Origin of the sequence: Flavobacterium tiangeerense (genome assembly GCF_007830355.1) — a bacterium.
GTDB lineage: Bacteria > Bacteroidota > Bacteroidia > Flavobacteriales > Flavobacteriaceae > Flavobacterium > Flavobacterium tiangeerense.
This window is the reverse complement of record NZ_VLKO01000011.1, coordinates 25555-50739: the sequence shown is the minus strand read 5'-3', so window position 1 is coordinate 50739 and position 25185 is coordinate 25555. Positions and strand designations below refer to the sequence as shown.

22 protein-coding genes are annotated in these 25185 nt (G+C 32.6%); 19 read left to right on the top strand and 3 right to left on the bottom strand.

The features are described 5' to 3' along the window. Window positions 1-34: 34 nt before the first annotated feature. On the bottom strand, window positions 35-346 hold the full coding sequence (locus tag IQ05_RS13085) for a rhodanese-like domain-containing protein (RefSeq protein WP_144893664.1): 312 nt from the start codon (window positions 344-346) through the stop codon (window positions 35-37). 261 nt (window positions 347-607) lie between these two features. On the opposite strand from IQ05_RS13085, the gene IQ05_RS13080 reads away from it, so the two are divergent. The 4 genes from IQ05_RS13080 (at window position 608) to IQ05_RS13065 (ending at window position 4489) form a co-directional block, all read left to right on the top strand. Beyond that, window positions 608-1231 (top strand): Crp/Fnr family transcriptional regulator, encoded by a 624-nt coding sequence (locus IQ05_RS13080; RefSeq protein WP_144893662.1) that lies wholly within the window; start codon window positions 608-610, stop codon window positions 1229-1231. A gap of 52 nt (window positions 1232-1283) precedes the next feature. Next, the gene (locus IQ05_RS13075; protein ID WP_144893660.1) at window positions 1284-2075 is read left to right on the top strand and encodes a sulfite exporter TauE/SafE family protein; all 792 of its coding nucleotides are present in this window, start codon (window positions 1284-1286) and stop codon (window positions 2073-2075) included. A gap of 73 nt (window positions 2076-2148) precedes the next feature. Then, the gene (locus IQ05_RS13070) at window positions 2149-3567 is read left to right on the top strand and encodes an MBL fold metallo-hydrolase (RefSeq protein ID WP_144893658.1); all 1419 of its coding nucleotides are present in this window, start codon (window positions 2149-2151) and stop codon (window positions 3565-3567) included. 82 nt (window positions 3568-3649) lie between these two features. Next, a complete protein-coding gene (locus tag IQ05_RS13065; protein WP_144893656.1) occupies window positions 3650-4489 on the top strand; it encodes a methyltransferase domain-containing protein in 840 nt (279 codons plus the stop codon). Window positions 4490-4594: 105 nt separating this feature from the next. On the opposite strand, the gene IQ05_RS13060 is transcribed toward IQ05_RS13065, so the two are convergent. Then, a complete protein-coding gene (locus IQ05_RS13060) occupies window positions 4595-10633 on the bottom strand; it encodes a PAS domain S-box protein (protein ID WP_144893654.1) in 6039 nt (2012 codons plus the stop codon). A gap of 268 nt (window positions 10634-10901) precedes the next feature. Here IQ05_RS13060 and IQ05_RS13055 point away from each other — a divergent pair, with 268 nt between their 5' ends. From IQ05_RS13055 to IQ05_RS12995, 13 genes are all read left to right on the top strand, one after another. Beyond that, entirely contained in the window at window positions 10902-11357 is a 456-nt protein-coding gene (locus IQ05_RS13055) for a MarR family winged helix-turn-helix transcriptional regulator (protein WP_086454059.1), read from the top strand. Between the two features lie 12 nt (window positions 11358-11369). Then, a complete protein-coding gene (locus IQ05_RS13050; protein WP_144893652.1) occupies window positions 11370-12002 on the top strand; it encodes an NAD(P)H-dependent oxidoreductase in 633 nt (210 codons plus the stop codon). A gap of 31 nt (window positions 12003-12033) precedes the next feature. Beyond that, window positions 12034-12603, top strand: a complete 570-nt coding sequence (locus IQ05_RS13045) for a YceI family protein (RefSeq protein ID WP_144893650.1) — start codon at window positions 12034-12036, stop codon at window positions 12601-12603. A 341-nt stretch (window positions 12604-12944) separates the two neighbouring features. Next, complete coding sequence (locus IQ05_RS13040) at window positions 12945-14213, top strand: hypothetical protein (RefSeq protein ID WP_144893648.1); 1269 nt, start codon at window positions 12945-12947, stop codon at window positions 14211-14213. Between the two features lie 300 nt (window positions 14214-14513). Then, complete coding sequence (locus tag IQ05_RS13035) at window positions 14514-15914, top strand: anthranilate synthase component I family protein (RefSeq protein ID WP_144893646.1); 1401 nt, start codon at window positions 14514-14516, stop codon at window positions 15912-15914. Between the two features lie 67 nt (window positions 15915-15981). Further along, a complete protein-coding gene (locus tag IQ05_RS13030) occupies window positions 15982-16593 on the top strand; it encodes an anthranilate synthase component II (RefSeq protein WP_144893644.1) in 612 nt (203 codons plus the stop codon). 63 nt (window positions 16594-16656) lie between these two features. Further along, complete coding sequence (trpD, locus tag IQ05_RS13025; RefSeq protein ID WP_144893642.1) at window positions 16657-17649, top strand: anthranilate phosphoribosyltransferase; 993 nt, start codon at window positions 16657-16659, stop codon at window positions 17647-17649. A 77-nt stretch (window positions 17650-17726) separates the two neighbouring features. Then, entirely contained in the window at window positions 17727-18512 is a 786-nt protein-coding gene (gene trpC / locus IQ05_RS13020; protein WP_144893640.1) for an indole-3-glycerol phosphate synthase TrpC, read from the top strand. 41 nt (window positions 18513-18553) lie between these two features. Further along, window positions 18554-19249, top strand: coding sequence for a phosphoribosylanthranilate isomerase (locus tag IQ05_RS13015; protein WP_449404244.1), 696 nt, complete (start codon window positions 18554-18556; stop codon window positions 19247-19249). 18 nt (window positions 19250-19267) lie between these two features. Next, window positions 19268-20449: a tryptophan synthase subunit beta gene (gene trpB, locus IQ05_RS13010; RefSeq protein ID WP_144893638.1), complete on the top strand. Its 1182-nt coding sequence runs from the start codon at window positions 19268-19270 to the stop codon at window positions 20447-20449. 215 nt (window positions 20450-20664) lie between these two features. After that, window positions 20665-20985, top strand: coding sequence for a gamma-glutamylcyclotransferase family protein (locus IQ05_RS13005; RefSeq protein ID WP_144893636.1), 321 nt, complete (start codon window positions 20665-20667; stop codon window positions 20983-20985). 52 nt (window positions 20986-21037) lie between these two features. After that, window positions 21038-21799 (top strand): tryptophan synthase subunit alpha, encoded by a 762-nt coding sequence (trpA, locus tag IQ05_RS13000; protein WP_144893634.1) that lies wholly within the window; start codon window positions 21038-21040, stop codon window positions 21797-21799. 457 nt (window positions 21800-22256) lie between these two features. Then, window positions 22257-22829, top strand: coding sequence for a Crp/Fnr family transcriptional regulator (locus IQ05_RS12995; RefSeq protein WP_144893632.1), 573 nt, complete (start codon window positions 22257-22259; stop codon window positions 22827-22829). A gap of 1 nt (window position 22830) precedes the next feature. On the opposite strand, the gene IQ05_RS12990 is transcribed toward IQ05_RS12995, so the two are convergent. Then, window positions 22831-23496: an MBL fold metallo-hydrolase gene (locus IQ05_RS12990; RefSeq protein ID WP_144893630.1), complete on the bottom strand. Its 666-nt coding sequence runs from the start codon at window positions 23494-23496 to the stop codon at window positions 22831-22833. Between the two features lie 164 nt (window positions 23497-23660). On the opposite strand from IQ05_RS12990, the gene IQ05_RS12985 reads away from it, so the two are divergent. Further along, window positions 23661-24428: an MBL fold metallo-hydrolase gene (locus tag IQ05_RS12985; protein ID WP_144893628.1), complete on the top strand. Its 768-nt coding sequence runs from the start codon at window positions 23661-23663 to the stop codon at window positions 24426-24428. Window positions 24429-24600: 172 nt separating this feature from the next. After that, entirely contained in the window at window positions 24601-25176 is a 576-nt protein-coding gene (locus IQ05_RS12980) for a Crp/Fnr family transcriptional regulator (RefSeq protein WP_239106926.1), read from the top strand. Window positions 25177-25185 lie beyond the last annotated feature (9 nt).

Genomic DNA, 25185 nt, shown 5'->3' with positions numbered 1-25185 from the left:
TTAAAATTAAAAATCAGCAAGCGCATGCGCAATATTAAGGCGTTACTACAGTACCTTCCCAATCTAAAATACCTCCTAGTAAATTATAGGTGTTCTCAAATCCTAATTGATTCATAATTTCACAAGCCTTTGCACTACGCATACCTGATCTACAGTATATATAATAATTCTTGTTTTTGTCTAATGCTTCAATTTCAGTTACAAAATCTTGTCCCCTATGAATATCAATATTTATGGCATTAGCTATAAAACCATCATTGAATTCATCTTCAGTTCTTACGTCTAAAATTACTGTGTTTTGGTCGGCCTCATATTGAGAAACCCACTCTTCTTGTGTTAAATTCATAGTATTGTTTTTTGTAAAAATACGATGTTTTTAGCAAACAATTATCGTATCAATTGTTAATTAGATATTAATCCTAAGAAAACGATTGCGTAAAACATTCACTATCAGTAAAATAAATAACATACTTGATAAGCCTACAAAATCGATAGGGATTTGAATTTTAACAACCTATTAATGAGAGGTTTAATTGTATTTTGTCTTTAAAAAAACTAATAAATTTGGCATTTTAGATTACTTTTATGGAAAATATAAATTCAACAAATGATTGACTTCATAAAAAAATCATTCAATTCCTTTTCTGCTGATTTGGTTCACGATATAGAAAATAATGCAGTGCTACAATCTTATCCAGCTGGAACCGTAATTATGCGTACAGGTCAGTATATAAAAAGTACCGTACTAGTTATTCAAGGAAAAATAAAAATTTACAGGGAAGATGAAAATGGAGGGGAATTTTTCATGTATTATTTACAACCAGGACAAGCTTGTGCAATTTCTATGATTTGTGCTACTAAAAACGAAAAAAGTCAAATTATGGCACTTGTTGTAGAGGATGTTGATCTGGTTATGATTCCGTTGCCATTGATGGATAAATGGATGATGCAACACCGAAGCTGGTACGAATTTGTTATTGACACCTACAGAAGCCGCTTTGAAGAAGTTCTTGAAGTGATAGATAGCATTGCCTTTAGAGCTATGGACGAAAGATTAGAATTTTATTTGCAAAGGCATTCAACCTCTTGTGGCTGTAAAGAACTAAAACTTTCTCATCAAGAAATAGCATCTGACTTAAATACATCAAGGGAAGTAATTTCTCGATTGTTAAAAAAAATGGAACAAAGAGGAAAAGTGTCACTTCATCGTAATAATATTGAACTTCTTTAAAACTAACATTTTACGTTTTTAAAAATTAGTTCACCTTTCAACAACAACGTTTATGGAATATTTAGGATACATTGCATCCATCATAATTGGGCTATCACTAGGATTAATAGGCGGCGGTGGATCCATTCTTACCATACCTATTTTAGTATATCTTTTTAAAATAGATCCCGAAATTGCGACTAGTTATTCTCTTTTTATAGTTGGCATCACAGCTTTATTTGGATGTATTAGTCATTACAAGATGGGGAATTTAAAAATCAAATCGGCTTTGTACTTTGCAATACCATCAGTAGTTTCAATATTAATAATTCGCGAAGTTATATTTCCCAAAATAGCCACTACCCTATTCTCAATAGCCTCATATCAAGTCTCAAAAAATGTTCTTATTATGGCTGTTTTTTCAGTTCTCATGATTGCATCGGCACTTGCCATGATTAGAAAATCTAAAACGGTAGTAGTAACTTCAACGAAAACTAATTATCTACAGCTGAGTGGCATTGGATTTCTCATCGGGATTGTAACGGGATTTCTGGGTGCCGGAGGCGGATTTTTAATTATACCAGCTCTTTTATTCTTTGCAAATTTACCCATGAAACAAGCAGTTGGCACGTCATTGCTTATTATTTTCATCAACTCGAGTATTGGTTTTGGCGGAGATTTATACATTGGTACACCCATAAATTATAAAATTCTTTTTTTAATATCGGGGATGGCGTTTATAGGAATGATCATTGGTTTAAAACTATCAAAAAAAATAGATGGAGCGCAACTAAAACCTATTTTTGGTTGGTTTGTACTTTTTATGGGCATATACATAATTACTAAAGAATTTTTTTTTAAATAAAAACTTTATGTAACAAATATCACTGTACAAACAAAAAAACAGAAGTACATTTGTACTAATAAAAAATTATAAAATGAAAATTGAACAAATATATACAGGATGTTTAGCACAAGGTGCCTATTATATTACTTCAAATGGTGAAGCTGCCATAATAGACCCGCTTAGAGAAACGCAGCCATATCTTGATAGATTAAAAAGAGACGGTGTGGCATTAAAATACATTTTTGAAACGCATTTTCACGCTGATTTTGTTTCCGGACACTTAGATTTGAGTCGTTCTACAAATGCTCCTATTGTTTATGGTCCAAATGCCACTTGTGAATTTGAATGCATAACAGCAATTGACGGTCAAATTTTTACTTTAGGAAATGTTACAATCAAGGTGTTGCATACTCCAGGACACACCATGGAAAGTACTACGTTTTTATTAATTGATGAAAACGGAAAAGACCATGCCATTTTTTCTGGTGACACCTTATTCATAGGTGATGTTGGAAGACCTGATCTAGCTCAAAAAGCGGCTCACATGACACAAGATCAGCTTGCAGCTACCTTATATCATTCGCTACGTGATAAAATTATGACCTTGGCTGATGATGTTATTGTGTATCCTGCACATGGCGCGGGTAGTGCTTGTGGAAAAAACATGAGTAAAGAAACGGTTTCAACCATTGGAAATCAAAAAGAAACAAATTATGCCTTACGCGCAACAATGACTGAGGCAGAGTTTATTGCTGAAGTTACAGATGGTTTATTGCCTCCGCCAGCGTATTTTGGTATGAATGTAGCCATGAATAAAAAAGGCTATGACAGTTTTGAAAGTGTTCTAAATTTAGGAATGCGAGCGCTATCTCCTAGAGAATTTGAGACTGCTGCCGAAGAAAATGGTGCGCTACTCCTTGACACTCGTAAAAACGGTGTTTTCGCAAAAGGATTTATCCCGCAATCAATAAACATAGGTATAGATGGTGATTTTGCTCCTTGGGTAGGTGCGCTAGTGGCTGATGTACAACAACCTATATTGATAATTTGCGAAGTAGGACAAGAGGAAGAAACAGTAACGCGATTGAGTCGTGTAGGGTTTGATAACTTATTAGGTCATCTTGACGGAGGATTTGATTCGTGGGTGAATGCTGGAAATGAGGTAGATACAATCAATAGAATTTCGGCAGGACAATTTGAACAAGAAGTAAAAATAGGTGAAAGCAAGATCGTTGATATTAGAAAAGAAACTGAATATAGTGCAGAACACGTAGATGAAGCCTATAATAAGCCACTTGCTGCTATAAATGACTGGATTAAAGATATTGACCCAAAAGAACATTTTTACATTCATTGTGCTGGTGGGTACCGCAGTATGATAGCGGCTTCCATCCTTGAGGCTCGCGGTTTTAGAAACTTTACCGAAATTGAAGGAGGATTCAACGCAATTGCAAAAACGAGTATTCCAAAAACAGATTTTGTCTGCCAAAGTAAAATATTAAAATATTAAAATAATAAATCCTTCAGGAATAATTCTGTAGTAAATACTTAGAAACCCAAACTAGAAGTAACAATTAGAACAAAAAAATAATATGTCTGATTTAAAATGTTGTGTAGTCAGCTGCGAACAACCCATTGATGCTAATTATTGGGAATCGCAATATGTTGCACAAACTACAAAGTGGGATTTGGGAACCATAGCGCCACCACTTCAAGAATTTATAAATACTATAACCAATAAAGACTGGCGTATTTTAATTCCTGGTTGCGGCAACAGTCACGAGGCTGATTACTTGCTACAAAATGGTTTTACTAACATCACTGTTATTGATATTGCACCATCACCGGTTGCAGCCTTAACAAAAAAACATGCTAACAATCCAAACATAAAGATTATTCAAGGTGATTTTTTTACACATTCTGGTCAATATGACTGTATTATAGAACAAACCTTTTTCTGTGCTATTCCACCCTTCATGCGACAAAAATACATGTGGAAAATGCACCAACTTTTAGCTGAAAATGGAATTCTAGTTGGCCTGTTTTTTAACAGAGAATTTGAGTCTGGGCCTCCTTTTGGCGGAAGCCAAAAAGAATATGAAGCCCTTTTTAAAAATGCTTTCCGTATCCAAAAAATGGAGATTGCTCAGAACTCCATTTCGCCAAGAGCTAATTCAGAGTTGTTTTTTACGTTTGAAAAAAACACGAATGTGATTGTGAACTTGTATGAATTAAAAGGAGTCACTTGCTCTACATGTGCCGAAACAATAGATTCAAAATTAACTGATATCGAAGGTATACTTCAAGTTTCAATAAGTACAAACTTCCAAGAAATTGTCATTGTAAGTCAATCAATGATTGCAATTGAAAAACTTCAAGAAGCTCTTTTATATGAAGCTAATTATTCAATTGCGCCGCAAAGTACTATCTAGAAAATATGCAGTACTAATTTGTATTGAACTTAATATCTCTAAAAACCATAAAAAAGGTATTTGACTACTCAAATACCTTTTTTTTATGAACCTCATCGTTGAAAGTTATTTTTTCAACCAAGCTTGTAGCACGCGCTCTAAATCTGTTTGAATTATTGGTTTAGGAAGATAATCATTCATTCCTGCTTCAAAACATTTTTCTTTATCCCCTACCATGATTCCTGCTGTAATGGCAATGATAGGGATGTCTTGAGAGTTTTCAAATTTTCTAATCTCATCAGTGGCTTCATAACCGTTTTTATTAGGCATTTGTATGTCCATAAGAATTACATCAGGTCTTTCTTTTTCATAAAGTTCCACAGCTTCGTTACCATCTTTGGCTTCAAAAATTTGACAATTAGAAATGATTCTTTTCACTAATGTTTTAGCTAGCAACATATTGATTTTATTATCCTCAACAATCAAAACTCTCTTATCATCTAAAATACATTCCGGCAAGCTAGTTACGATATTATTTTTAGGAATAATTGGTGTGTCTAAATCATTTTTGAAACTCGCTCTTGTAAATTTGACCACAAAGTAAAAATCACTACCATCACCGTATTTACTGATTAATTCTAACTTACTATCCATTAATGCCAGCAACTGATTTGAGATAGCCAATCCTAATCCTGTACCACCAAACTTTCTATTTGTAGAGTTGTCTTCTTGTACAAAGGATTTGAATATTTTTTCATTATTATAAGTTTTAATCCCAACACCAGTATCCTTAACCGAAAACTTTATTGTTGCTGATTGTTTTTTATTTTTATCAATTTGACTAATATCCAATCTAATTTCTCCAAAATGAGTAAACTTTATTGCATTGCTTAACAAGTTTACTAAAATTTGCTTGAGTCTAACAGAGTCCGCAATGATGTATTGTGGCACTGATTTATCAATATCAAGGATTAAGTTAATATTTTTTTTGATGGCCTGAATCTTAAACAAGTTGATTACTTGATTTGTTAGTTTAAACAGATTTACTTTTTCAAGATTCAACTCTAGTTTACCCGATTCTATTTTGGAGAAATCCAAAACATCATTTACAATATCCATTAATGAAGTAGCAGATTCATTTACAGTGGTCATATACTCCGCTTGATTTTTCTTAAGATTAGACTTCATTAATAAATGTGTAAATCCTATGATACCATTTAAGGGTGTTCTAATTTCATGACTCATATTAGCTAAGAAATCTGTCTTGGCTTTGTTTGCAGCTTCAGCTAATTCTTTAGCTTTAAGGAGTTCCATTTCAAGCACTTTTTGATCTGTTATATCCATAAAACTAATTACAATTTCATTGATATCTCCACAGTGATCAAAGTCAGGATACCCGTTTACCAAAACCCATATTGGTTCTTTTCTAGAGGTGTGAACTACACCCATCTTAAAGTTTTTTAAGGACGCTTTAGTTGAAATAATTTGGTTTACTGGATATTTCTCAACTAACAATTCATTTCCAAATTCATCATAAAGAGTAAGATTTCTATCATGAGTAGAAATGCCTTTCAACTCTTCATCTGTTAGTCCTAATAATTCATTTGCTTTTTGATTGTTTACAATAATGGAGGCATCAGGTTTGTATACCATGATTCCTGCATCAAGGTTATTCAATAATCCGCGGTATCGTTCTTCACTTTTAAAGAATGCAATATCAGATTGTTTCGCTTTAGTAATATCCCTACACAGGCAAATAAAGTGAATTTCGTTATCTAAATTTTCTTTCATTGGTGCAACCGAAAGTTCAAACCAATGTGTTTCTTGAGCTAACTCAAGAATGTATTGCTTACCCGCTGAAAATCCATCAACCGAAGCTTCATTGATAGCTTCAAGAATTATGTTTGAGGCAGATTCAGGCAGCACATCCGAAAACTTTTTATCTAAAAAATATTCTGGTGGTACAGCAAGTAAATCGTCTCTACGAGAGTGATAATTAAAAATTTTACCATCAAGATTAATTTCAAAAAGCATATCTGGAATTGCGCCAAGTATAGCCTCCATTTTTTTGTGCATGCGCATAAACTCATCATCAATTTGTTTACGCTCACTTACATCCCTTACAATAGCTACAATTCTACCGTCTACAATTTTTTTAGCTGTAATCTCTACAGCAATAGAAGCACCATTTTTGTGCAACATATTACACTCCATCAATGTTTGCTCTGTATTTATTAATTCATTGAAAATTAATTGTTTTTTGACAAGCTCATCTGTAATGTATAAATTCTTAAAGTTTTTAGTACATAATTCTTCTTTTGTAAAGCCTAGCATTTTACAAGCACTTTCATTAACTTCAAGTAATTTACCTTTGCTATTACTGATCATAATTGCATCTGAAGCTTGCTCAATCAAACTTTTATAGCGTTCTTCACTGTTTTCAAGCTGCTCTTTGATATTCTTTAATTCAGTAATTTCCGTTAATGCTCCATTGAGTAGGACCGCTTTACCATCTTCATTTCTGGTTATTATACCTCTGTCAAAAAATATTCCGTAGGTTCCATCAGCTTTCATGAACCTGAACTCATCAGACCAATTATTTGTAGTTCCAGCGTATGTGTCTTCCAGTTTTTTGACAACCCTATCTCTATCATCTGGATGCAGTTTAGAACGCCAAACAATCATATTATTGACACCATTTGCAACTGTGCTACCAAAACCTAACAAATCAATAAATGCTTGATTATTCCAGCTTTCACCTGTTATTAAGTTGACTTCAAAAACAGCATCATTTGTAGCTGCTGAGATCATTTCAAAACGCTCATTGGCAGCTCTAATTTTCTCTTCTGCTTTTTTAATCTCGGTAAGATCTACTCCCATCCCTACGATGCATTTTTTACCTTCGTATGAAATACATCTTGAGTTTACATAGTACGGAATTTTATTTTTAGACTTAGTAAAGAATTCAAGTTCAAAACCTTCACTATTTTTATCAGAATTGCCTTGTTTGGTATCAAATATAGATTGTATTCGGGGAGCGAGTCTCTTTTTTTGATCGTCATCAAAGAAATCAAGTGGACTCATACTCAAAATTTCTTCCTCATTGTATCCCGTTATTTCTTCAAAATTTTGGTTCCATTTTACAAATTTCCCTTTTTCATCGTAGAGATAAAAAATTCCAGGAAGGCTATTTATAACAACCTCGGAAAGCTGTTTTTCTTTTAAAATTTCAGACTCAGCAAGTTTACGCTCGGTGATATCAGTAATTGTACCTATGTAACCTAGTATTTCATTTTTTACATTTCGCTCTGGTATAGCCTTGCCCATTACCCAAGATATTGATCCATCTGGGCGTACAAATCTATACTCAGAAAATGAAGAACTTAATTTTTTTGTATCGTTATTCCAGCGACCTGCAAGATTAACTATATCATCCGGATGCACCGCCCTAAACCATCCATTTCCTAATGCTTCTTGAAATGACAAACCTGATAATTGACTCCAGTATGGGTTTACATACGTGGTATACCCTGTAGGGTCAGTTCTAAAAATACCTACAGGAGAAACCTCTGTTAAGGTATGGTAGCGTTGTTCACTTTCAAAAATTGTTTCCTCAGCTTGTTTTCTTAATGTTTCTTTTTCAAAAATTTCAAGTGCAAAAGATATATCTTCTGTGGCCTCGATAAGTAAAGTAATCTCTTCATCATCAAAAAAATTAATCTCACCGGCGTAAAATGTAATGACTCCTACTACATTTCCAAACTTCTTAATAGGGATAGCCAATAGAGATTTGTAATTTCTACCCAATGCCTCTTGTTTCCAAAGGTTCATTGAAGAATCAGTCTCAATGTTGTTGCAAACTACATGCTTTTTATCATTAACCGATCTTCCTATAGGCCCCTGACCGGCAGGAATATTTTTATTTGTAGAAATTGTCTTGATTACAGAAACATAATTTTCATGCTCCCCGGCAACCATGGCAGGAAGTACTTTTTCACTAACTGGATCAATCATACCAATCCATGCTAGCTTAAACTTACCTATTTCAACAGCAATTGTACACGCTTCTCTAAATAAAGTTTGCTCATCTGTAGTGCGCACAATCATTTGATTCATTTGACTTATAAATGAATACAATCTATTGGTTTTAATGATTTTTTGTTCAGCTAGAATTCGATCAGTGATATCTGTAATAATACCATGACAAATTACAGTCCCTTCCGGTTCCAATACTGGTAATGAGTTAACTTCATGCCAAACCAAACCTTTTTGCGGGTGAAAATAACGATACTGTGTCTTGAGTGGTACTAATTTGGTTTTGGTTATTTTTATCTTATCAATAACATCATTAATATCATCTGGATGAATGCGCTCAAATAGTTTTGAAGTATCAAACTCAATATCTTCAAAATGAAATCCATAAATTTCTTGAATGGCATTACTAGCATACGTATAAGACAAAGATTGGTCTTTATTTTGTCTCATGGAATATATTAAACCCGGTGAAGTTGCGGCAATTTTTTGAAATTTATTGCGTTCCTCATTTAATAATTCTTGTGCTTTTTTAGTAGATGTTACATCTCTTAAATTAATAACAATTCCACCTATATCAGGATCATGCAGTAAATTGTTTACATAGCCTTCGAGCCAGATGTAATGCCCTTTTTTGTGTTTTAATTGTAAGGAAATAAAAAAGGGCGCACTTGGTTCACTGAGTGCTTTTTTTAATAGATATGGAATTTCTTTTTGATCATCAGGATGAATAAAATTAAAAACTGAAATATTGTCGAAATCTTCATGTGACCATCCAGTAACTCTTTGTGCTGACTCGCTCCTAAAAATGATGTTTAATTTCTCATCTACTAAGGAAATGATGTCTACATTATTTTCTATTAATGCTCTAAAACGACGTTCGTTTTGAGCAATTTTATCTTCAATAGCTTTTTTTTCTGTAACATCTTTTACAAAACCTAGAAACCTATTTTCGGCAATTTTTACTGCTTCAACTTGCCAATATCGTTTAGAGCCGTCTTTTAAAATTGCTTGAATTTCTTTTTTGGCAACTCCTTTTTCAACTAAATTTTTAAATTCCCTATAATACTCCTTATGATTTTCCATTCCTGATAAATCCCCAAACTTTTTAGTGAGCAACTCTTCTCTGGAATAGCTAGAAAGCACAGTTGCAGCGTGGTTCACTTCTAGATAATTACCGTACTCATCTAAAACAAATACACCATCTGGAGCATTCTCTATGTAATTTTTAAATTTTAAATCACTTTCTCGCTGAATTAATTGTATCTGCTGAGCAACCTCAACTTTTTCACGTTTTTTAATTTCATATTCGATGCGCTTTTTTTCAGTTATATCTTGAACAGTTCCGTGAAAAGCAATTACGTTACCTGATTGGTCTACTTGCGGTGTAACTATAGCATACAGCCATTTTTCATTATTTTTAGAAAATAATACCTTTCGTTCAAAATCAAATTCCTTCTTATCAATGAGCGCTAGATTAACTTTATCAAGAAAAAAAGTAACGTCTTGGGATGAAAAAATATTCAAAAATTCCTGATATAGATCTTGATAAGGGACTTTTGTTAATTCATAAATGATATATAATTCCTTGGACCAAAACATTTCTTTGGTGTCTAACTCATATCTCCAGCTACCCAATTTTGCAATATGTTGGGCATCATTGAGTAATTTTTCACTTTCTAATAATTGCTCTTGAATTCTTTTTATACAAGTGACGTCTCTTCCTATACCATAAGCTAGACCATGTTGATGAGAAACGGTAATAATCCATTGAATCGAAATAATCTCACCATTTTTTTTTAAATAACGATTTTCAAAGTTTATTGATTCTTTTTCCTTACCAAGCCTTTTTACTTCATTTAAACTTTTTTCAAGATCTTCAGGATGAATAAAATTTAGAAAAGGCTGTGATAAAAGTTCTTGTTCTGTGTACCCTAAAACCGCAACAAAAGGCGGATTTATTTCTTTAAAATAACAGTCGGCATTAGCAACACACACAAAATCCTGTGAACTATGAATTAATTGTTCAAAGTTTTTTTTACAAGATTCTTTTTCTATTAAGGTTTGAAGTTGTAATTCTTTTTGCTTTACTAAAATAAGCAATTCATCATAGCTGTAATTAGCCTCATTCATAAAACATTAGTATTAAAGTAAATGCTAAATATAACAAAAAAAATAATCTATTAAAAAATTAAATGATGAAACTTACATCTTACCCGTTCAAATACTCATCTAGCTAGTTAAACAAATGATATTAACAAACAAAACGAAAGTTTTTTAATTCTTAGTATTGCGGCATTTACCATTTAAAAACTAAAATTTAACAAAAATTTAAAATACATTTGTATATACAACAATAATAAATACTATATTTGTACCAACAAATTACATATATACAAATATGAAAATTGAAGAAATATTAAAATCAACTGTAGCAATGGATAATTCAAAAAAAATTATCCTCAATATTTTGTACACTCAAAATGTGATTACAGAAAATTTTAATGAAATCCTAAAACCATTTGAAATATCAAGTGAGCAGTACAATGTGCTACGAATATTAAGAGGTCAAAAAGGAAATCCAGCAAACATGTCTGTAATTCAAGAGAGAATGCTTGCCAAAACGAGCAACACTACTCGTCTTGTAGACAAATTGCTACTAAAAGAATATGTAACTAGAAAAGTTTGTCCTGATAATCGTAGAAAAATAGAAGTTTTAATTACATCAAAAGGATTAGAGGTTTTATCAGAATTAGATCCAAAAGTTATAGCACATGAACGTTTTTTTGCTCAAAATCTAACATCCGAAGAAATTGAACAGCTAAACGCTTTATTAGAAAAATATAGAAAACAATAAATAAAAATAATTATGAGTACTTTTATAGAAAACCAGAATTGGAGATATGCTACAAAAAAATTTGATGCATCAAAAAAAATTACAACAGAAGATTTAGCAACTCTTAAAGAAGCTATTCGTTTAACAGCATCTTCTTATGGATTACAGCCCTACAAAATTATTATAGTAGAAAATCCTGAATTACGTGCTCAATTACAGCCTGCTGCCTACGGACAAGCTCAAGTTGTAGATGCATCACATTTAATTGTTTTTGCAAATGAATTAAACTTTGGTGCAGAAGGAATTGACGATTTTGCAAAAACAATGAGCGAAACTCGTGAAATTCCGTTAGAAAGTATTCAAGGGTACGTAGATTACATGAAAGGAAATATTGTAGGATTACCTGAAGAAAGTAGAAACTTGTGGTCTGCAAAACAAACCTATATTGCTTTAGGAAACTTATTAAACAGTGCAGCTGAATTGAAAATTGATGCTACTCCTATGGAAGGCTTCATCCCTGCTCAGGTTAATGAAATATTAGGACTTGATAAACTAGGTCTAAATGCTACCCTTCTTGCAACAATAGGGTACCGTCATGAAGAAGATGCTACACAGCATTATAAAAAAGTTAGAAAATCAAACGAAGATTTATTTATTACACTATAATTTTTTTTAATCAACTTTAAACAAACTAAAAATGAAAAACTTAAAAACAATTGCATTAGCAGCAGTAATAGCGCTAACAACAGTAACAGTAAACGCTCAAACAAAAGCAGTAGATGTATCTAAAAGTACTATCAGCTGGGTTGGAAAAAAAGTAACAGGAGCACATGAAGGTACTATCAACCTTAAAAGCGGAAACCTTGTATTTAAAGGAAAAAAAGTAGCTGGAGGTTCTTTTGTTGTTGATATGACATCAATGACTGTAACTGACTTGAAAGCAGGTCAAGGAAAAGAAAAATTAGAAGGACACTTAAAAGCAGATGACTTTTTTGGAACTGACAAATTTGCAACTTCAACTTTGGTTTTCAAAAAAATTGCAAGCAAATCAGCTAATCTTTACACTGTAACTGCTGATTTAACTATAAAAGGAATTACAAAACCTGTAACTTTTGATATGGCTACTACGGCTAACACTGCAACTGCTAATGTTGTTGTAGACAGAACTAAATATAAAATAGAGTACAACTCAGCTAGCATCTTTAGTGCTATTGGTGACAAAGCAATCAATGATGATTTCACTTTAGCTGTAAATTTGAAATTCTAATTTCAAATTAAATACCACTCTAAACCCTATCAAGCAATTGATAGGGTTTTGTATTTAAACAAGTTTCTATTATTTATTAACCGTCTCAATAGTTTAACCTTGACTCAAAATATCTTAAAATTATAATTATTAATTGATTAGAAGTAGAATTTCACTTTTAATACAAAATAAATTTAAAATAGCGCAACAAATTAAGTTAAGTTGCATAAAAATAACATACGCTGATTATTCATAATAAACTCATAATATTAAGTAGAGTCTGTCTTAACAGATCATAAGTAAATTTGGATTGTTAAAAACCTCCATATCTTATGATAACCGAACCTACAAAAACAAATATTATGAAACTAAAAATGACACTACTTTTATTACTTTCTTGTTTGTATATTAACGCGCAACAACTTAAAGGAATATTAGGAGAAGACAACTGGTTTAACAATTGGACTAATTTCAAACCCGCTAGTACTGAATATAATGAAGCAACAACGATATTAACAGGGGTTATAAGTAGCAATATGACCTTACAACGTAAAAACACTTATCGATTAATAGGTGTAGTTTATGTTACGAACAAAGCAACGCTTACTATTGAGCCAGGAACCGTTATTCGTGGTGATAAAGAAACCTGCGGAACGCTAGTAATTACAAAAGGTTCTAAGATTATGGCCGAAGGTAATGAAACTGCTCCTATTGTATTTACCTCTAACAATGCTGTTTTATCAAGAAAACCTGGAGATTGGGGTGGAATTGTAATTCTTGGCGATGCACCAATCAATAGGATTGGTGGAATCGGTTTTTTAGACTTTAATTTAAATCCAGAGGTAAGCTATTACGGTGGAACAAATGAAGAGGACAGTTCTGGAATTTTAAAATATGTACGTATTGAATATTCTGGTAGAAAACTCAAAGAACAAAAAGAACTTAATGGTTTGTCACTTGCAGGAGTTGGAAACAAAACCAAACTAGAAAACATTCAAATTAGTTTTTCTAATGATGATTCCTTTGAATGTTATGGAGGTAAAACAACTTTAAACAATATTATTTCATACCGTTCTACTGATGATGATTTTGATTTTACTCAAGGTGCACAAGCTAAAATTACCAATAGTATTGCCATAAGAGATCCATTTTCAAGCGATGTTGCAGGCTCTAGATGCTTTGAAATAGACAATTATGATAAAATAGAAAACTGCGATTTTACTAAAAAAGCTACTTCAATCACCGCCAACAACATGTCCTTACTTAATACGCAAGAAAACAATCAAGGACTTGTAAAGGAAGCTATTTATATTAAAGATAAGTGCTTTTTAACATTAGATAATAGCGTAATACATGGCTTTTCTGCAATTGCTGTTTTAGATTCAAAGATAGGATATATAAGTGAAAATCTAAATCGTGTTAGCTTTAGAGGAGTAATATCTAATAATTGCTCCGCAAAAATAATTAGTGAAGTAGCCGCAAATAACGTTGAAATAGAAAATTGGTACAGCAACGCCTCCTACGCATTTGACTATACAACTATACCAACTTTAGATTTTTTCATTCAACCATCATTGAAAAAAATTCCAGATTTCCGTTTAAGATCCTACACAAATTTAGCTAGTAAGTAATTCATATTAAATTTGATACTAAGAAAAGCTCCATTTTTACATTTGTAACAAAAAATTGAAAAAAAATTATTTAATTTTATATTAAAACGCATCATAATTGAATTTACATTTATATATTTGCATTAAATAAAACAACAATGAACACAATTTTAAACAATACTTGGTGGTGGAATAATTTACGTCAAACGTCGTGAACTAAGTTCCTATGGTATTTTTAAAACTATAAATATAAAAGGCTTGTCATCACGACAAGCCTTTTTTTTTTGATAAAAATTGACACAACACTTAAAATATAAAAAATTGAAATCTTTTACATTACAAACTAAATACAAGCAAATCTTAGCTGACACCATTACACCAGTGAGTGTATACTTTAAGATTAGAGATAAATTTCCCAATAGTCTTTTGCTAGAGAGTAGTGATTATCACGGTAATGACAACAGCTTCTCCTATATTTGTTGCAATCCCATTGCATCCTTAAAAATAGAAAATGAAGTCATTTATAAATCATTCCCTGACGGTACTTCTCAAAAAATAAATATTGATGCAAGCACTGATATTCCAGCTGTAATTCAAGAATTTTCTGGACAATTCAAGTCAGATAAAAACAATTTCAAATTTATAAACAACGGGTTATTTGGATACATTTCTTATGATGCGGTTCGGTATTTTGAAAAAGTTACAATCGCAAAAAAAGAAAACAGCAATTCCATTCCTGATGTGTATTATGCGGTTTACCAAAATATTATTGCAATTAACCATTTTAAAAACGAAGCTTATCTCTTTTGCCACAGCTTAGACGGTCGTAATAATATTGCCGAGCTAGAACAACTGCTTCAATCTAGAAATATTGCTTCGTATAAATTTTCAAAAGAAGGTGATGGTTTCTCAAATCTGACTGATGCAGAATTTAAAGAAAATGTGGCCTTAGCAAAAAAACATTGTTTTAGAGGTGATGTGTTTCAGCTCGTTTTGTCAAGAAGATTTACGCAAGGCTTCAAAGGTGATGAGTTTAATGTATACCGAGCCTTGAGAAGCATCAACCCTTCTCCCTACCTATTTTTCTTTGATTATGGTGATTTCAAAATTTTTGGTAGCTCTCCCGAAGCTCAAATTATAGTAAAAGATAGAAAAGCCGAAATTCATCCCATTGCTGGAACTTTTAAACGTACAGGAGATGATGAGAAAGATGCAAACCTTGCCAAACAATTATCTGAGGATAAAAAAGAAAACAGTGAACACGTGATGCTCGTTGACTTGGCCAGAAATGATTTAAGCCGAAATGGTCATGCTGTTCAAGTAGAAAAATATAGAGAAGTACAATTCTTTTCGCACGTTATTCACTTGGTATCTAAAGTTACAGGACATTTACATGACACGGCCACAACGATGCAAGTAGTTGCTGATACGTTTCCTGCAGGAACCTTAAGTGGTGCACCAAAACACCGTGCGATGCAACTCATTGAAGAATATGAAAAAACAAGTCGGAATTTTTATGGAGGCGCAATAGGTGTTATGGATTTTGATGGTAATTTCAATCACGCCATTATGATCCGAAGTTTTTTAAGCAAAAATCATCAATTGCATTGTCAAGCGGGTGCCGGAATTGTGGCAAGCTCTGATGAAGAAAGTGAAATGCAAGAAGTGTACAATAAATTAAGAGCCTTAAATGCCGCATTAGATTTAGCCGAAACGATTTAAATCCAATTCTAATAAATTCCTTGTGAAAGGATTTCATTTTCAAGAAAATATTAAAATAAAAAACAAAATGAGCAACAATATAACCACTCCATCTACTTCAACAACTGCTGTAAGAAAGCAAGTTTTAGTAATTGATAATTACGATAGTTTCACCTATAATTTAGTACATTATCTTGAAGATTTAGACTGTGAAGTTACCGTTTATAGAAACGATCAATTTGATATTGATGAAATTTCAGTTTTCGATAAAATTCTGCTTTCACCAGGACCTGGAATTCCAGATGAAGCGGGTTTGTTAAAAGAAGTGATTCGTAAATATGGACCTACCAAGAGTATTTTTGGAGTGTGTCTAGGGCAGCAAGCCATTGGTGAGGTTTACGGTGGAACCCTTTCTAATCTTGACAAAGTATATCATGGTGTTGCCTCTATGGTAGAAACTACCGTGACTGATGAACATCTTTTTGAAGGTTTAGGAAACTCCTTTGAGGTAGGGCGTTACCATTCTTGGGTAGTAGATACTCATTTACCTGACGTTCTAGAGATTACCTCTCTTGACGAAAACGGACAAATAATGTCTCTGCGTCACAAAACATATGATGTACGTGGGGTGCAGTTTCATCCTGAAAGTGTATTGACTCCAAATGGAAAACGAATTTTGGAAAACTGGATTAAAAACTAGTTTCAAAAAATCTCCTAGTAAAACATCACACAAAAAGTTTACCATTAAGAACAACGATCAAAAATGAAAAATATATTAAACCGATTGATCAATCACGAAACCCTTTCTAGAGAGGAAGCAAAAAACGTATTGATTACTATTTCAAACGGAGGTTACAACAACAGCCAAATAGCTTCATTCCTTACCGTTTACATGATGCGTAGCATAACTATTGAGGAGCTTGCTGGCTTTAGAGAAGCACTTTTAGAATTGTGTATTAGAGTAGATTTATCTGCTTATAACACCATAGATCTTTGTGGTACTGGCGGAGATGGGAAGGATACCTTTAATATTTCAACATTAGCATCGTTTGTAGCGGCAGGTGCCGGAATAAAAGTAGCTAAACATGGTAATTATGGGGTTTCATCCATTTCTGGTTCTAGTAACGTAATGGAAAAACTAGGTATCCGTTTTAGTAATGACAATGGTTTTCTAGAAAGTTGTATGGACCAAGCTGGGATTTGTATTTTACACGCACCCTTATTTCATCCTGCAATGAAAAACGTGGGTCCTATTAGAAAAGAACTGGCTGTAAAAACATTTTTTAATATGCTAGGACCTATGGTGAATCCATCCTTTCCAAAAAATCAATTAGTAGGTGTTTTTAACTTAGAACTTGCTAGAATGTATGCGTATTTGTATCAAAATACGGATGTAAACTTCACCATACTTCATTCTTTAGATGGATATGATGAAATATCCCTGACTGGCGCTTCAAAAACAATATCAAAAACCAAAGAAGGCATGTTGAATCCCGAAGATTTTGGTGTAAACTTACTAACACAAAAAGAAATTGAAGGCGGAACAACCATTGAAGAATCGGCTGAAATGTTTACTACAATTATTGCTGGAAAAGGAACCGAGGCTCAAAATAATGTCGTCTGTGCCAATGCTGCAATGGCTATTGCAACGGTTACAAATTGCTCGCCTTTAGAAGGATTTCAAATAGCAAAAGAAAGTTTATTATCTGGTAAAGGACTTTTATCTTTGAAGAAATTACAAGAATTAAGCAAATAAAATAGTTTAAAATTAAGGCTGTTGGAATTTCAAACACCTTTAAAATTAAACAAAGTAAATTTTAAACAAAAAATTGAATGAATATCCTAGATAAAATTATAATTGACAAAAAAAGAGAAGTGATTCTCAAAAAAACAATAATTCCGGTATCACAGCTAGAATCCTCAGTATTTTTCACAAAAAAAACAATTTCATTAAGTCAGTCACTTAGAGCCAGTAACTCTGGAATAATTGCGGAACACAAACGCAGGTCACCATCAAAAGCTGAAATTAATTATAATTTTACGGTTGAAGAAGTGGTAAAAGGATATGAAACTGCAGGTGCTTGTGGCATATCAGTACTTACTGATGGGAAGTATTTTGGCGGTTCTCTTGATGATTTACTTTTGGCTAGAGCAACAGTAAACACTCCGCTTTTGCGAAAAGAATTCATAGTTGATGAGTACCAAATTCTAGAGGCAAAAGCTCACGGTGCCGATTTAATTTTGCTAATCGCTGCGGTTTTAACACGAGAGGAAATCAAACATTTATCTGAGTTTGCACATAGTTTAGGATTAGAAGTGTTACTTGAAGTACATGATCATGAAGAGTTAGAAAAATCTATTATGCCGTCACTTGACATGATAGGTGTTAACAACAGAAATTTAAAAACTTTTAAAGTGAGTTTGGATTTCAGCAAGCAACTCGCTTCAAAAATCCCAGATGATTTTGTAAAAGTATCTGAGAGTGGAATCGCCAGTGTAGAAGCTATTAACGAACTCCAACCGTATGGTTTTAAAGGATTTTTGATAGGAGAAAATTTTATGAAAACAGACAACGCAGGAAAAGCAGCTACTGAATTTATCCAGAAACTACTTTCTTAATTTTAAAAAATAAAACACAACAATCAAAACAGGTAGACATTATGCAACCTTCAATAAATAACCCAAATACAACTCCCCTTTCGTCTCCTGTTATGTCAGGAAAAATGGGTGTAAAAGTAAAAGTTTGCGGTATGAAATATCCAGAAAACATCTTGGAACTTGCTGCGCTAAAACCAGATTATTTGGGATTTATTTTTTGGGATAAATCCAGTCGTTATTTTGATGGAGAGATGCCAGAATTACCAGCATCCATAAAAAAAGTGGGCGTATTTGTACAAGAGAACATCGAAGTAATTTTGGCGAAAGCCGAAAAATACAATTTACAAGCCATACAATTACATGGTAATGAGTCGGTTGCTTTTTGTATTGATTTGAACGAAAAATTACAAGGAAAAAGAATAGAAATCATCAAGGTTTTCTCGGTCAATGACACCTTTGATTTTCAAGAACTAAAACCTTTTGAAACGGTATGTGATTACTTTTTATTTGATACTAAGGGAAAACTTCCGGGTGGGAACGGCAATACATTTGACTGGCGGGTTTTAGAAAAATATCCTTCACTTAAACCTTTCTTTTTAAGTGGTGGAATAAGCCTTGATGAGGTTGAATCTATACAACAAATCTTGAATACCAATTTACCAATTCACGCTCTAGACTTAAACAGTAAATTTGAAACAGAGCCTGGATTAAAAGACATTACATTATTACAAAAGTTGCAACATAATTTACAACTTTAACTTTTAAACATACACAAAATGAGTTACAACGTTAATGAAAAAGGATATTATGGAGAATTTGGTGGTGCTTTCATTCCTGAAATGTTATACCCAAATGTAGAAGAACTTCGCCAAAATTACCTAAAAATCACCGCAGAACCTGAATTTCAAGAAGAGTTTGATGCCTTGCTAAAAGAGTATGTAGGCCGCCCTACTCCCTTGTATTTTGCAAAACGCTTATCCGAAGAATACAATACTAAAATTTACCTCAAAAGAGAAGATTTGTGTCACACGGGAGCACACAAAGTAAACAACACCATAGGACAAATACTCCTAGCCAAACGATTGGGCAAAAAAAGAATTATTGCCGAGACTGGCGCTGGACAACACGGTGTAGCTACAGCAACGGTCTGTGCCTTAATGGGACTAGAATGTATTGTGTACATGGGTGAAGTGGATATAAAAAGACAAGCGCCAAACGTAGCCCGAATGAAAATGCTTGGCGCCGAAGTAAGACCTGCAAAGTCTGGTTCTAAAACCTTGAAAGACGCTACTAATGAAGCCATTAGAGACTGGATTAACAATCCTGTAGATACGTACTACATCATAGGATCAGTGGTAGGACCACACCCATATCCTGATATGGTGGCGCGTTTTCAAAGTGTCATTTCAAAAGAAATAAAAGAGCAATTGCTTGAAAAAGAAGGAAAAGAAAACCCAGATTACGTTATTGCATGCGTAGGCGGTGGTAGCAATGCTGCAGGAACGTATTATCATTTCCTGGACGAAAAAGAAGTCAACATCATTGCTGTTGAAGCAGCTGGATTAGGCGTAGACTCTGGGGAAAGCGCAGCTACCTCAGCATTAGGAAAAATAGGTGTTATTCATGGTAGTAAAACACTATTAATGCAAACCAACGATGGACAAATAACAGAGCCTTACTCCATTTCGGCGGGACTTGATTATCCTGGTGTTGGCCCAATGCACGCTAATTTATATACTACTGGAAGAGCTCAATTTATCTCCATTACTGATGAACAAGCTATGGACTGGGGTATCAAATTATCTAAAATGGAAGGCTTAATTCCTGCCATAGAAAGTGCGCATGCCTTTGCAGTATTAGACGAAATGAAATTCAAGAAAGATGATATTGTAGTAATCAATCTATCTGGCCGTGGTGACAAGGATTTAAATACTTACATAGATTATTTTAAATTATAATTTAATACACGATTATCATGTGAGATGTTTTTTTTGACTTAATTTTAAGGCGTTCCCTCGCCGAAAAAAGCGAGGTCAGGCTGTACGCTAAATTCCCGATTAACAAAAACTACGGCAAAAGCCTTGTTTTTCTAAACCGGGAGATACCGCTGCCATCCTTAACGCAATCAAGAATAGCATATCACGTTTTAAATTAAATTTGTCAAACCCACATTATGGAAAAATTATTTGCTTACGGTAGTTTACAAAACGAGGACATACAAAAAGACCTGTTTGGACGCATTCTAGAGGGCACTCCAGAAACACTAATAGGGTATGTGGTAAAACAAATACAAATTGAAGAAGAATTTGGCATTGTCAACTACCCCATTATTACCCAAACTGAAAATCAAGAAAATACCATTAATGGAATGGTTTACGAAATTAGTACCAAAGAGCTTCACCAATCTGATTTATATGAAGGGCTGCATTATAAAAGAGTTGAAGTACAACTCCAATCAAAACAGAAAGCCTGGGCCTACAGCGCCGTAATTTAAATAAAAGTAAGCATATAACTAAACCCTAATAAAAAAGGGAAATCAATATATCATGAACAGAATTAATAAGAAATTACAAGAAAATAATAAGATCCTTTCCATTTACTTTTCGGCTGGATATCCTAGCTTGAACGATACCGTGCAAATAATCCAAGACTTAGAAAAAAATGGAGTTGACATGATTGAAATTGGACTGCCTTTTAGTGATCCACTAGCCGATGGACCAACGATTCAAGAAAGTTCTACACAAGCCTTGCATAACGGCATGACCACGCAAGTGTTATTTGACCAACTGGAAAAAATAAGAGAAACCGTTTCCATACCACTAATCATCATGGGCTACTTTAACCCTATGTTGCAATATGGAATTGAAAATTTTTGTAAAAAATGTGCTGCAATAGGAATAGACGGATTAATCATTCCAGATTTACCCGTAGATGTATACGCTGATTCTTACAAAGATATATTTGAGAAATACGGTCTTAAAAACATTTTTTTAATAACACCACAAACTTCTGTAGAGCGTATTCATTTTATAGACAGCGTCTCTGATGCATTTATTTACATGGTAAGTTCAGCAAGTGTTACCGGTTCTCAATCTGGTTTTGGAGCCACACAAGAAACATATTTCGAACGAATTGCCGACATGAATTTGAAAAATCCACAAGTTATAGGCTTTGGAATCAACAATGCCGAAACTTTTAATCAAGCTACACAATTTGCTAAAGGAGCCATTATAGGCAGCGCGTTTATTCAAGATTTAACTCAAAACGGAACCCAAAATATAGCAACCTTCGTGAAAAGTATTCGATAATCAGTTTAAAAATAGCTAACGGCGTTTCAGTGTAACTTGAAGCGCCGTTTTTTTTTGTTAACAGATTAGCAGATTACAATAATTCTACGTCTATTAATTATTTAAATAAGCAATAGAAAAGTATTGATAATGAACAATTATATTTCAATTATTTATAAAATAATTATTCCTATTAACTTTTTTTAAATTAAAAATTAAGTTAAGAATTCATTGCATTATTTCATTTACAACTTCAGAAAAACATACTTACTTTACACAAAATTTAGAACGAAAAGTATTCACTAAATAAATATTCATTAGATCCTTTTATTGGAAAAATTAAATACATTTGAAATTAAAAAACGAAACATACCTTTGCTTAAACATATAATTTAATTGTTTAAAAAGGGGTATCTTATGTAAAGATAAATTGGTAGCAATTTATTGAACGAACTGCAAAATTATCTTAAGAGTAATTATGACAAAATCAGACAAATTATCATTATTTTTTAGCAATGAATTTCCTTTTAACAAAGAAGGTTTAGATGAATTTGTAAATACTTTTACTGTAAAATCATTCAAAAAAGGGGAAATCATTTTAGAAAATGGAAAAGTAGAAAATGAACTTCGTTTTTTAGATCAAGGAATAATCCGAGAATATTATGCAACCACCGACAAAGAAAAAAATATCAATTTTTTTACAGATGCCGGTTTTATAACCGATTTTTCATCCTTTGCACACGCTACCGCTACAAAAAAATACCAAGAATGTTTAACTGATGTTGATTTGAGAGTTTTATCAAAAAAAATATTTTCGACATTTACTAACCAATACAATTGTGGTAAGTTATTTGTTGAAACCATTTTTCAACGAATTGTTGTCAATAAAGAAACCGAAGAATTCAACCATTTTGTAAATACCGCCGAAGAATTATATCTCGATATTATGAAGACAAAACCGGACTGGTTACTACAAATCCCTCAATATCATATTGCTTCGTATTTAGGAATCACTCCTGAAACATTAAGCAGAATTAGAAAAAGAATATAGCCTACAACCATTTTACATTTGTTGGATCTAATAAAAAAATATTCGTATTCAATTCATTTTGAATAGTTGTGGCATCATTATGACCAGCATATATTGGCATATCGATTGCTTTGTATCTATCTTTAAATAACATCAAACTATTCTTCATATCCTCAGGATTGGAGCCAGGCCAGTCTATTCTCCCTATAGTTCCTTTGAAAATAAAATCACCAGTCAGCATAAATTCTCCAAAATCAAAAACAGTACAACCAATGCTATGACCGGGATAAATACCGGTTGTAAAAACAAAGTTTTCTATTTGATAGGTGGTTTGATCTTCCAAAATTTTCACAGGAATATCCAAAATAGTTTCCTCTAGTCCAAAATGTTGAGAACCAATAAAACTAAGATTGCACACACGATCTCCAAACAATTCTTTTGATTTCTCTGAAGCCCATACCGCTACATTATATAAATCCATAAAATACTTAACGCTAAAAATATGATCTTGGTGCGCATGTGTTACCAATATACCTACAACTTTCAAACCTAAAAAATCAATTTTTCTTTCAATTGATTTAGGATCAAAGCTTGGGTCAACAATTAATGTATTTTTATGATTATCAATTACTAAATAAGAATTTGTAGCAAAAATAGTATTCGATAGTACTTCAACTTTATAGTTCATTTCTTTGTAACTTTTATTATTGCAAAAATAATATTGAATAAATTTAGGTGCATTGATTCAAATCAATATCGAGTACACTTTATTTTTTTGATTTATTGATTTCAATCAATGGAATCTATTGTACCAATAAGCAACTTTGTACTTTCAATTTAAAACATCAAAAAATGAAAATACATCATCTGCGAAATGCCACTATGATCATAGAAACTGGAGATAAAGTAATTTTAGTTGATCCAATGCTTGGAAAAAAAGGAACAGCTGGACCCACTTTTACACTTTTCCGTTTTAAAGCACAACGAAATCCTATTGTAGATTTACCAAGTAATGCAATGAAACTTGTTGAAAAAACGACGCATTGTTTATTAACACATTTACATCCAGACCATTTAGACAAGGAAGCAGAAAATTTTCTACGTTCTAAACAAATACCTGTGATATGTAGCATAAAAGACGAAGATGTATTACTAAAAAAAGGTTTAAAAGTTTTTCAAACTATAGAATATTGGATAAAAAACCCTTTTTTAGGAGGAAAAATTATAGGTATTCCAGCAGTTCACGGTTACGGATTTGTTGCAAAACCAATGGGAAATGTGATGGGATTTTATATAGAATTACCAAATGAAAAATCAATCTATTTAAGCGCGGATACCATTTATACTGATGATGTTCATAAAGTTTTGACACAATTAAAACCTGAAGTTGCTGTTGTAGCTTGCGGAACAGCGCAATTAGATATTTTTCAACCTTTATTAATGCGAATGGACGAAATATTAAAATTTGTAAAAAACGCACCAAATCAAGTTATCGCTAACCATTTAGAAGCTGTAAATCATTGTCCGACAACCAGAAAACAATTAAAAGCAGAAGTTTCAAAAATTGGACTTTCTGATAAAGTTTTTATTCCAAATGATGGAGAAAGTAGAGTCTTTTAATAAACTAAGCACAAATGATTTTATAGAAAAACAGCCAGTAAATCAATGTCATATTTTTTTTATCTCATCAATGATTTGAAAGGGATTTAAAATTCTACACTTGTAATTGCTAACTTTGCAAAGCAGCAAAATATAAATACGAATTATAGAATTAAAGCTTAAAACAAGTACTATGTTTAAGAAAAATCAACTGTTGGAATACTTAAAACAATATAATTTATTTACAGATAGTGAAATAAATGAATTTATAAGTTTAGCGACTATTTCTACGATAAAAAAAGGAGATTTTTTCATTAAACAAGATGAAATCTGTACCACGCTTTCCTTCGTGAATTTTGGTATTTTTCGTTCATTCTATTATTCTAATAATGATGAAGAAATAACCTATTGCTTTACCTTTCCTAATTCGTTATTAGTGGCTTATTCTTCATTTATTACACAGAATAAATCAGAAGAAAATTTACAAGCTTTAACCGATTCTGAAATAATTTCAATTTCAAAAAAAGAATTAGAAAACCTTGCGGAATCAAACAATAAATGGTTGAATTTTTTAAAAATAATTGCTGAAAAAGAATATGTTGAACTCGAAAAATGGATATTTAATCATCAAAAATCCAACGCCCAAAAACGATATGTAGATTTGATAAACAACTATCCACAATTTGTGCAACAAATTCCACTTCACTACATAGCTTCCTATCTTGGAATTACTCAAAGACATTTAAGTAGAATAAGAGCATCGATTTAATTATTAGAC

Bases quoted from the DNA above. Each gene is read 5' to 3' on its own strand.
- IQ05_RS13085 (WP_144893664.1), bottom strand. From the start codon at position 346: ATGAATTTAACACAAGAAGAGTGGGTTTCTCAATATGAGGCCGACCAA.
- IQ05_RS13080 (WP_144893662.1), top strand. From the start codon at position 608: ATGATTGACTTCATAAAAAAATCATTCAATTCCTTTTCTGCTGATTTG.
- IQ05_RS13075 (WP_144893660.1), top strand. From the start codon at position 1,284: ATGGAATATTTAGGATACATTGCATCCATCATAATTGGGCTATCACTA.
- IQ05_RS13070 (WP_144893658.1), top strand. From the start codon at position 2,149: ATGAAAATTGAACAAATATATACAGGATGTTTAGCACAAGGTGCCTAT.
- IQ05_RS13065 (WP_144893656.1), top strand. From the start codon at position 3,650: ATGTCTGATTTAAAATGTTGTGTAGTCAGCTGCGAACAACCCATTGAT.
- IQ05_RS13060 (WP_144893654.1), bottom strand. From the start codon at position 10,633: ATGAATGAGGCTAATTACAGCTATGATGAATTGCTTATTTTAGTAAAG.
- IQ05_RS13055 (WP_086454059.1), top strand. From the start codon at position 10,902: ATGAAAATTGAAGAAATATTAAAATCAACTGTAGCAATGGATAATTCA.
- IQ05_RS13050 (WP_144893652.1), top strand. From the start codon at position 11,370: ATGAGTACTTTTATAGAAAACCAGAATTGGAGATATGCTACAAAAAAA.
- IQ05_RS13045 (WP_144893650.1), top strand. From the start codon at position 12,034: ATGAAAAACTTAAAAACAATTGCATTAGCAGCAGTAATAGCGCTAACA.
- IQ05_RS13040 (WP_144893648.1), top strand. From the start codon at position 12,945: ATGAAACTAAAAATGACACTACTTTTATTACTTTCTTGTTTGTATATT.
- IQ05_RS13030 (WP_144893644.1), top strand. From the start codon at position 15,982: ATGAGCAACAATATAACCACTCCATCTACTTCAACAACTGCTGTAAGA.
- trpD (WP_144893642.1), top strand. From the start codon at position 16,657: ATGAAAAATATATTAAACCGATTGATCAATCACGAAACCCTTTCTAGA.
- trpC (WP_144893640.1), top strand. From the start codon at position 17,727: ATGAATATCCTAGATAAAATTATAATTGACAAAAAAAGAGAAGTGATT.
- IQ05_RS13015 (WP_449404244.1), top strand. From the start codon at position 18,554: ATGCAACCTTCAATAAATAACCCAAATACAACTCCCCTTTCGTCTCCT.
- trpB (WP_144893638.1), top strand. From the start codon at position 19,268: ATGAGTTACAACGTTAATGAAAAAGGATATTATGGAGAATTTGGTGGT.
- IQ05_RS13005 (WP_144893636.1), top strand. From the start codon at position 20,665: ATGGAAAAATTATTTGCTTACGGTAGTTTACAAAACGAGGACATACAA.
- trpA (WP_144893634.1), top strand. From the start codon at position 21,038: ATGAACAGAATTAATAAGAAATTACAAGAAAATAATAAGATCCTTTCC.
- IQ05_RS12995 (WP_144893632.1), top strand. From the start codon at position 22,257: ATGACAAAATCAGACAAATTATCATTATTTTTTAGCAATGAATTTCCT.
- IQ05_RS12990 (WP_144893630.1), bottom strand. From the start codon at position 23,496: ATGAACTATAAAGTTGAAGTACTATCGAATACTATTTTTGCTACAAAT.
- IQ05_RS12985 (WP_144893628.1), top strand. From the start codon at position 23,661: ATGAAAATACATCATCTGCGAAATGCCACTATGATCATAGAAACTGGA.
- IQ05_RS12980 (WP_239106926.1), top strand. From the start codon at position 24,601: ATGTTTAAGAAAAATCAACTGTTGGAATACTTAAAACAATATAATTTA.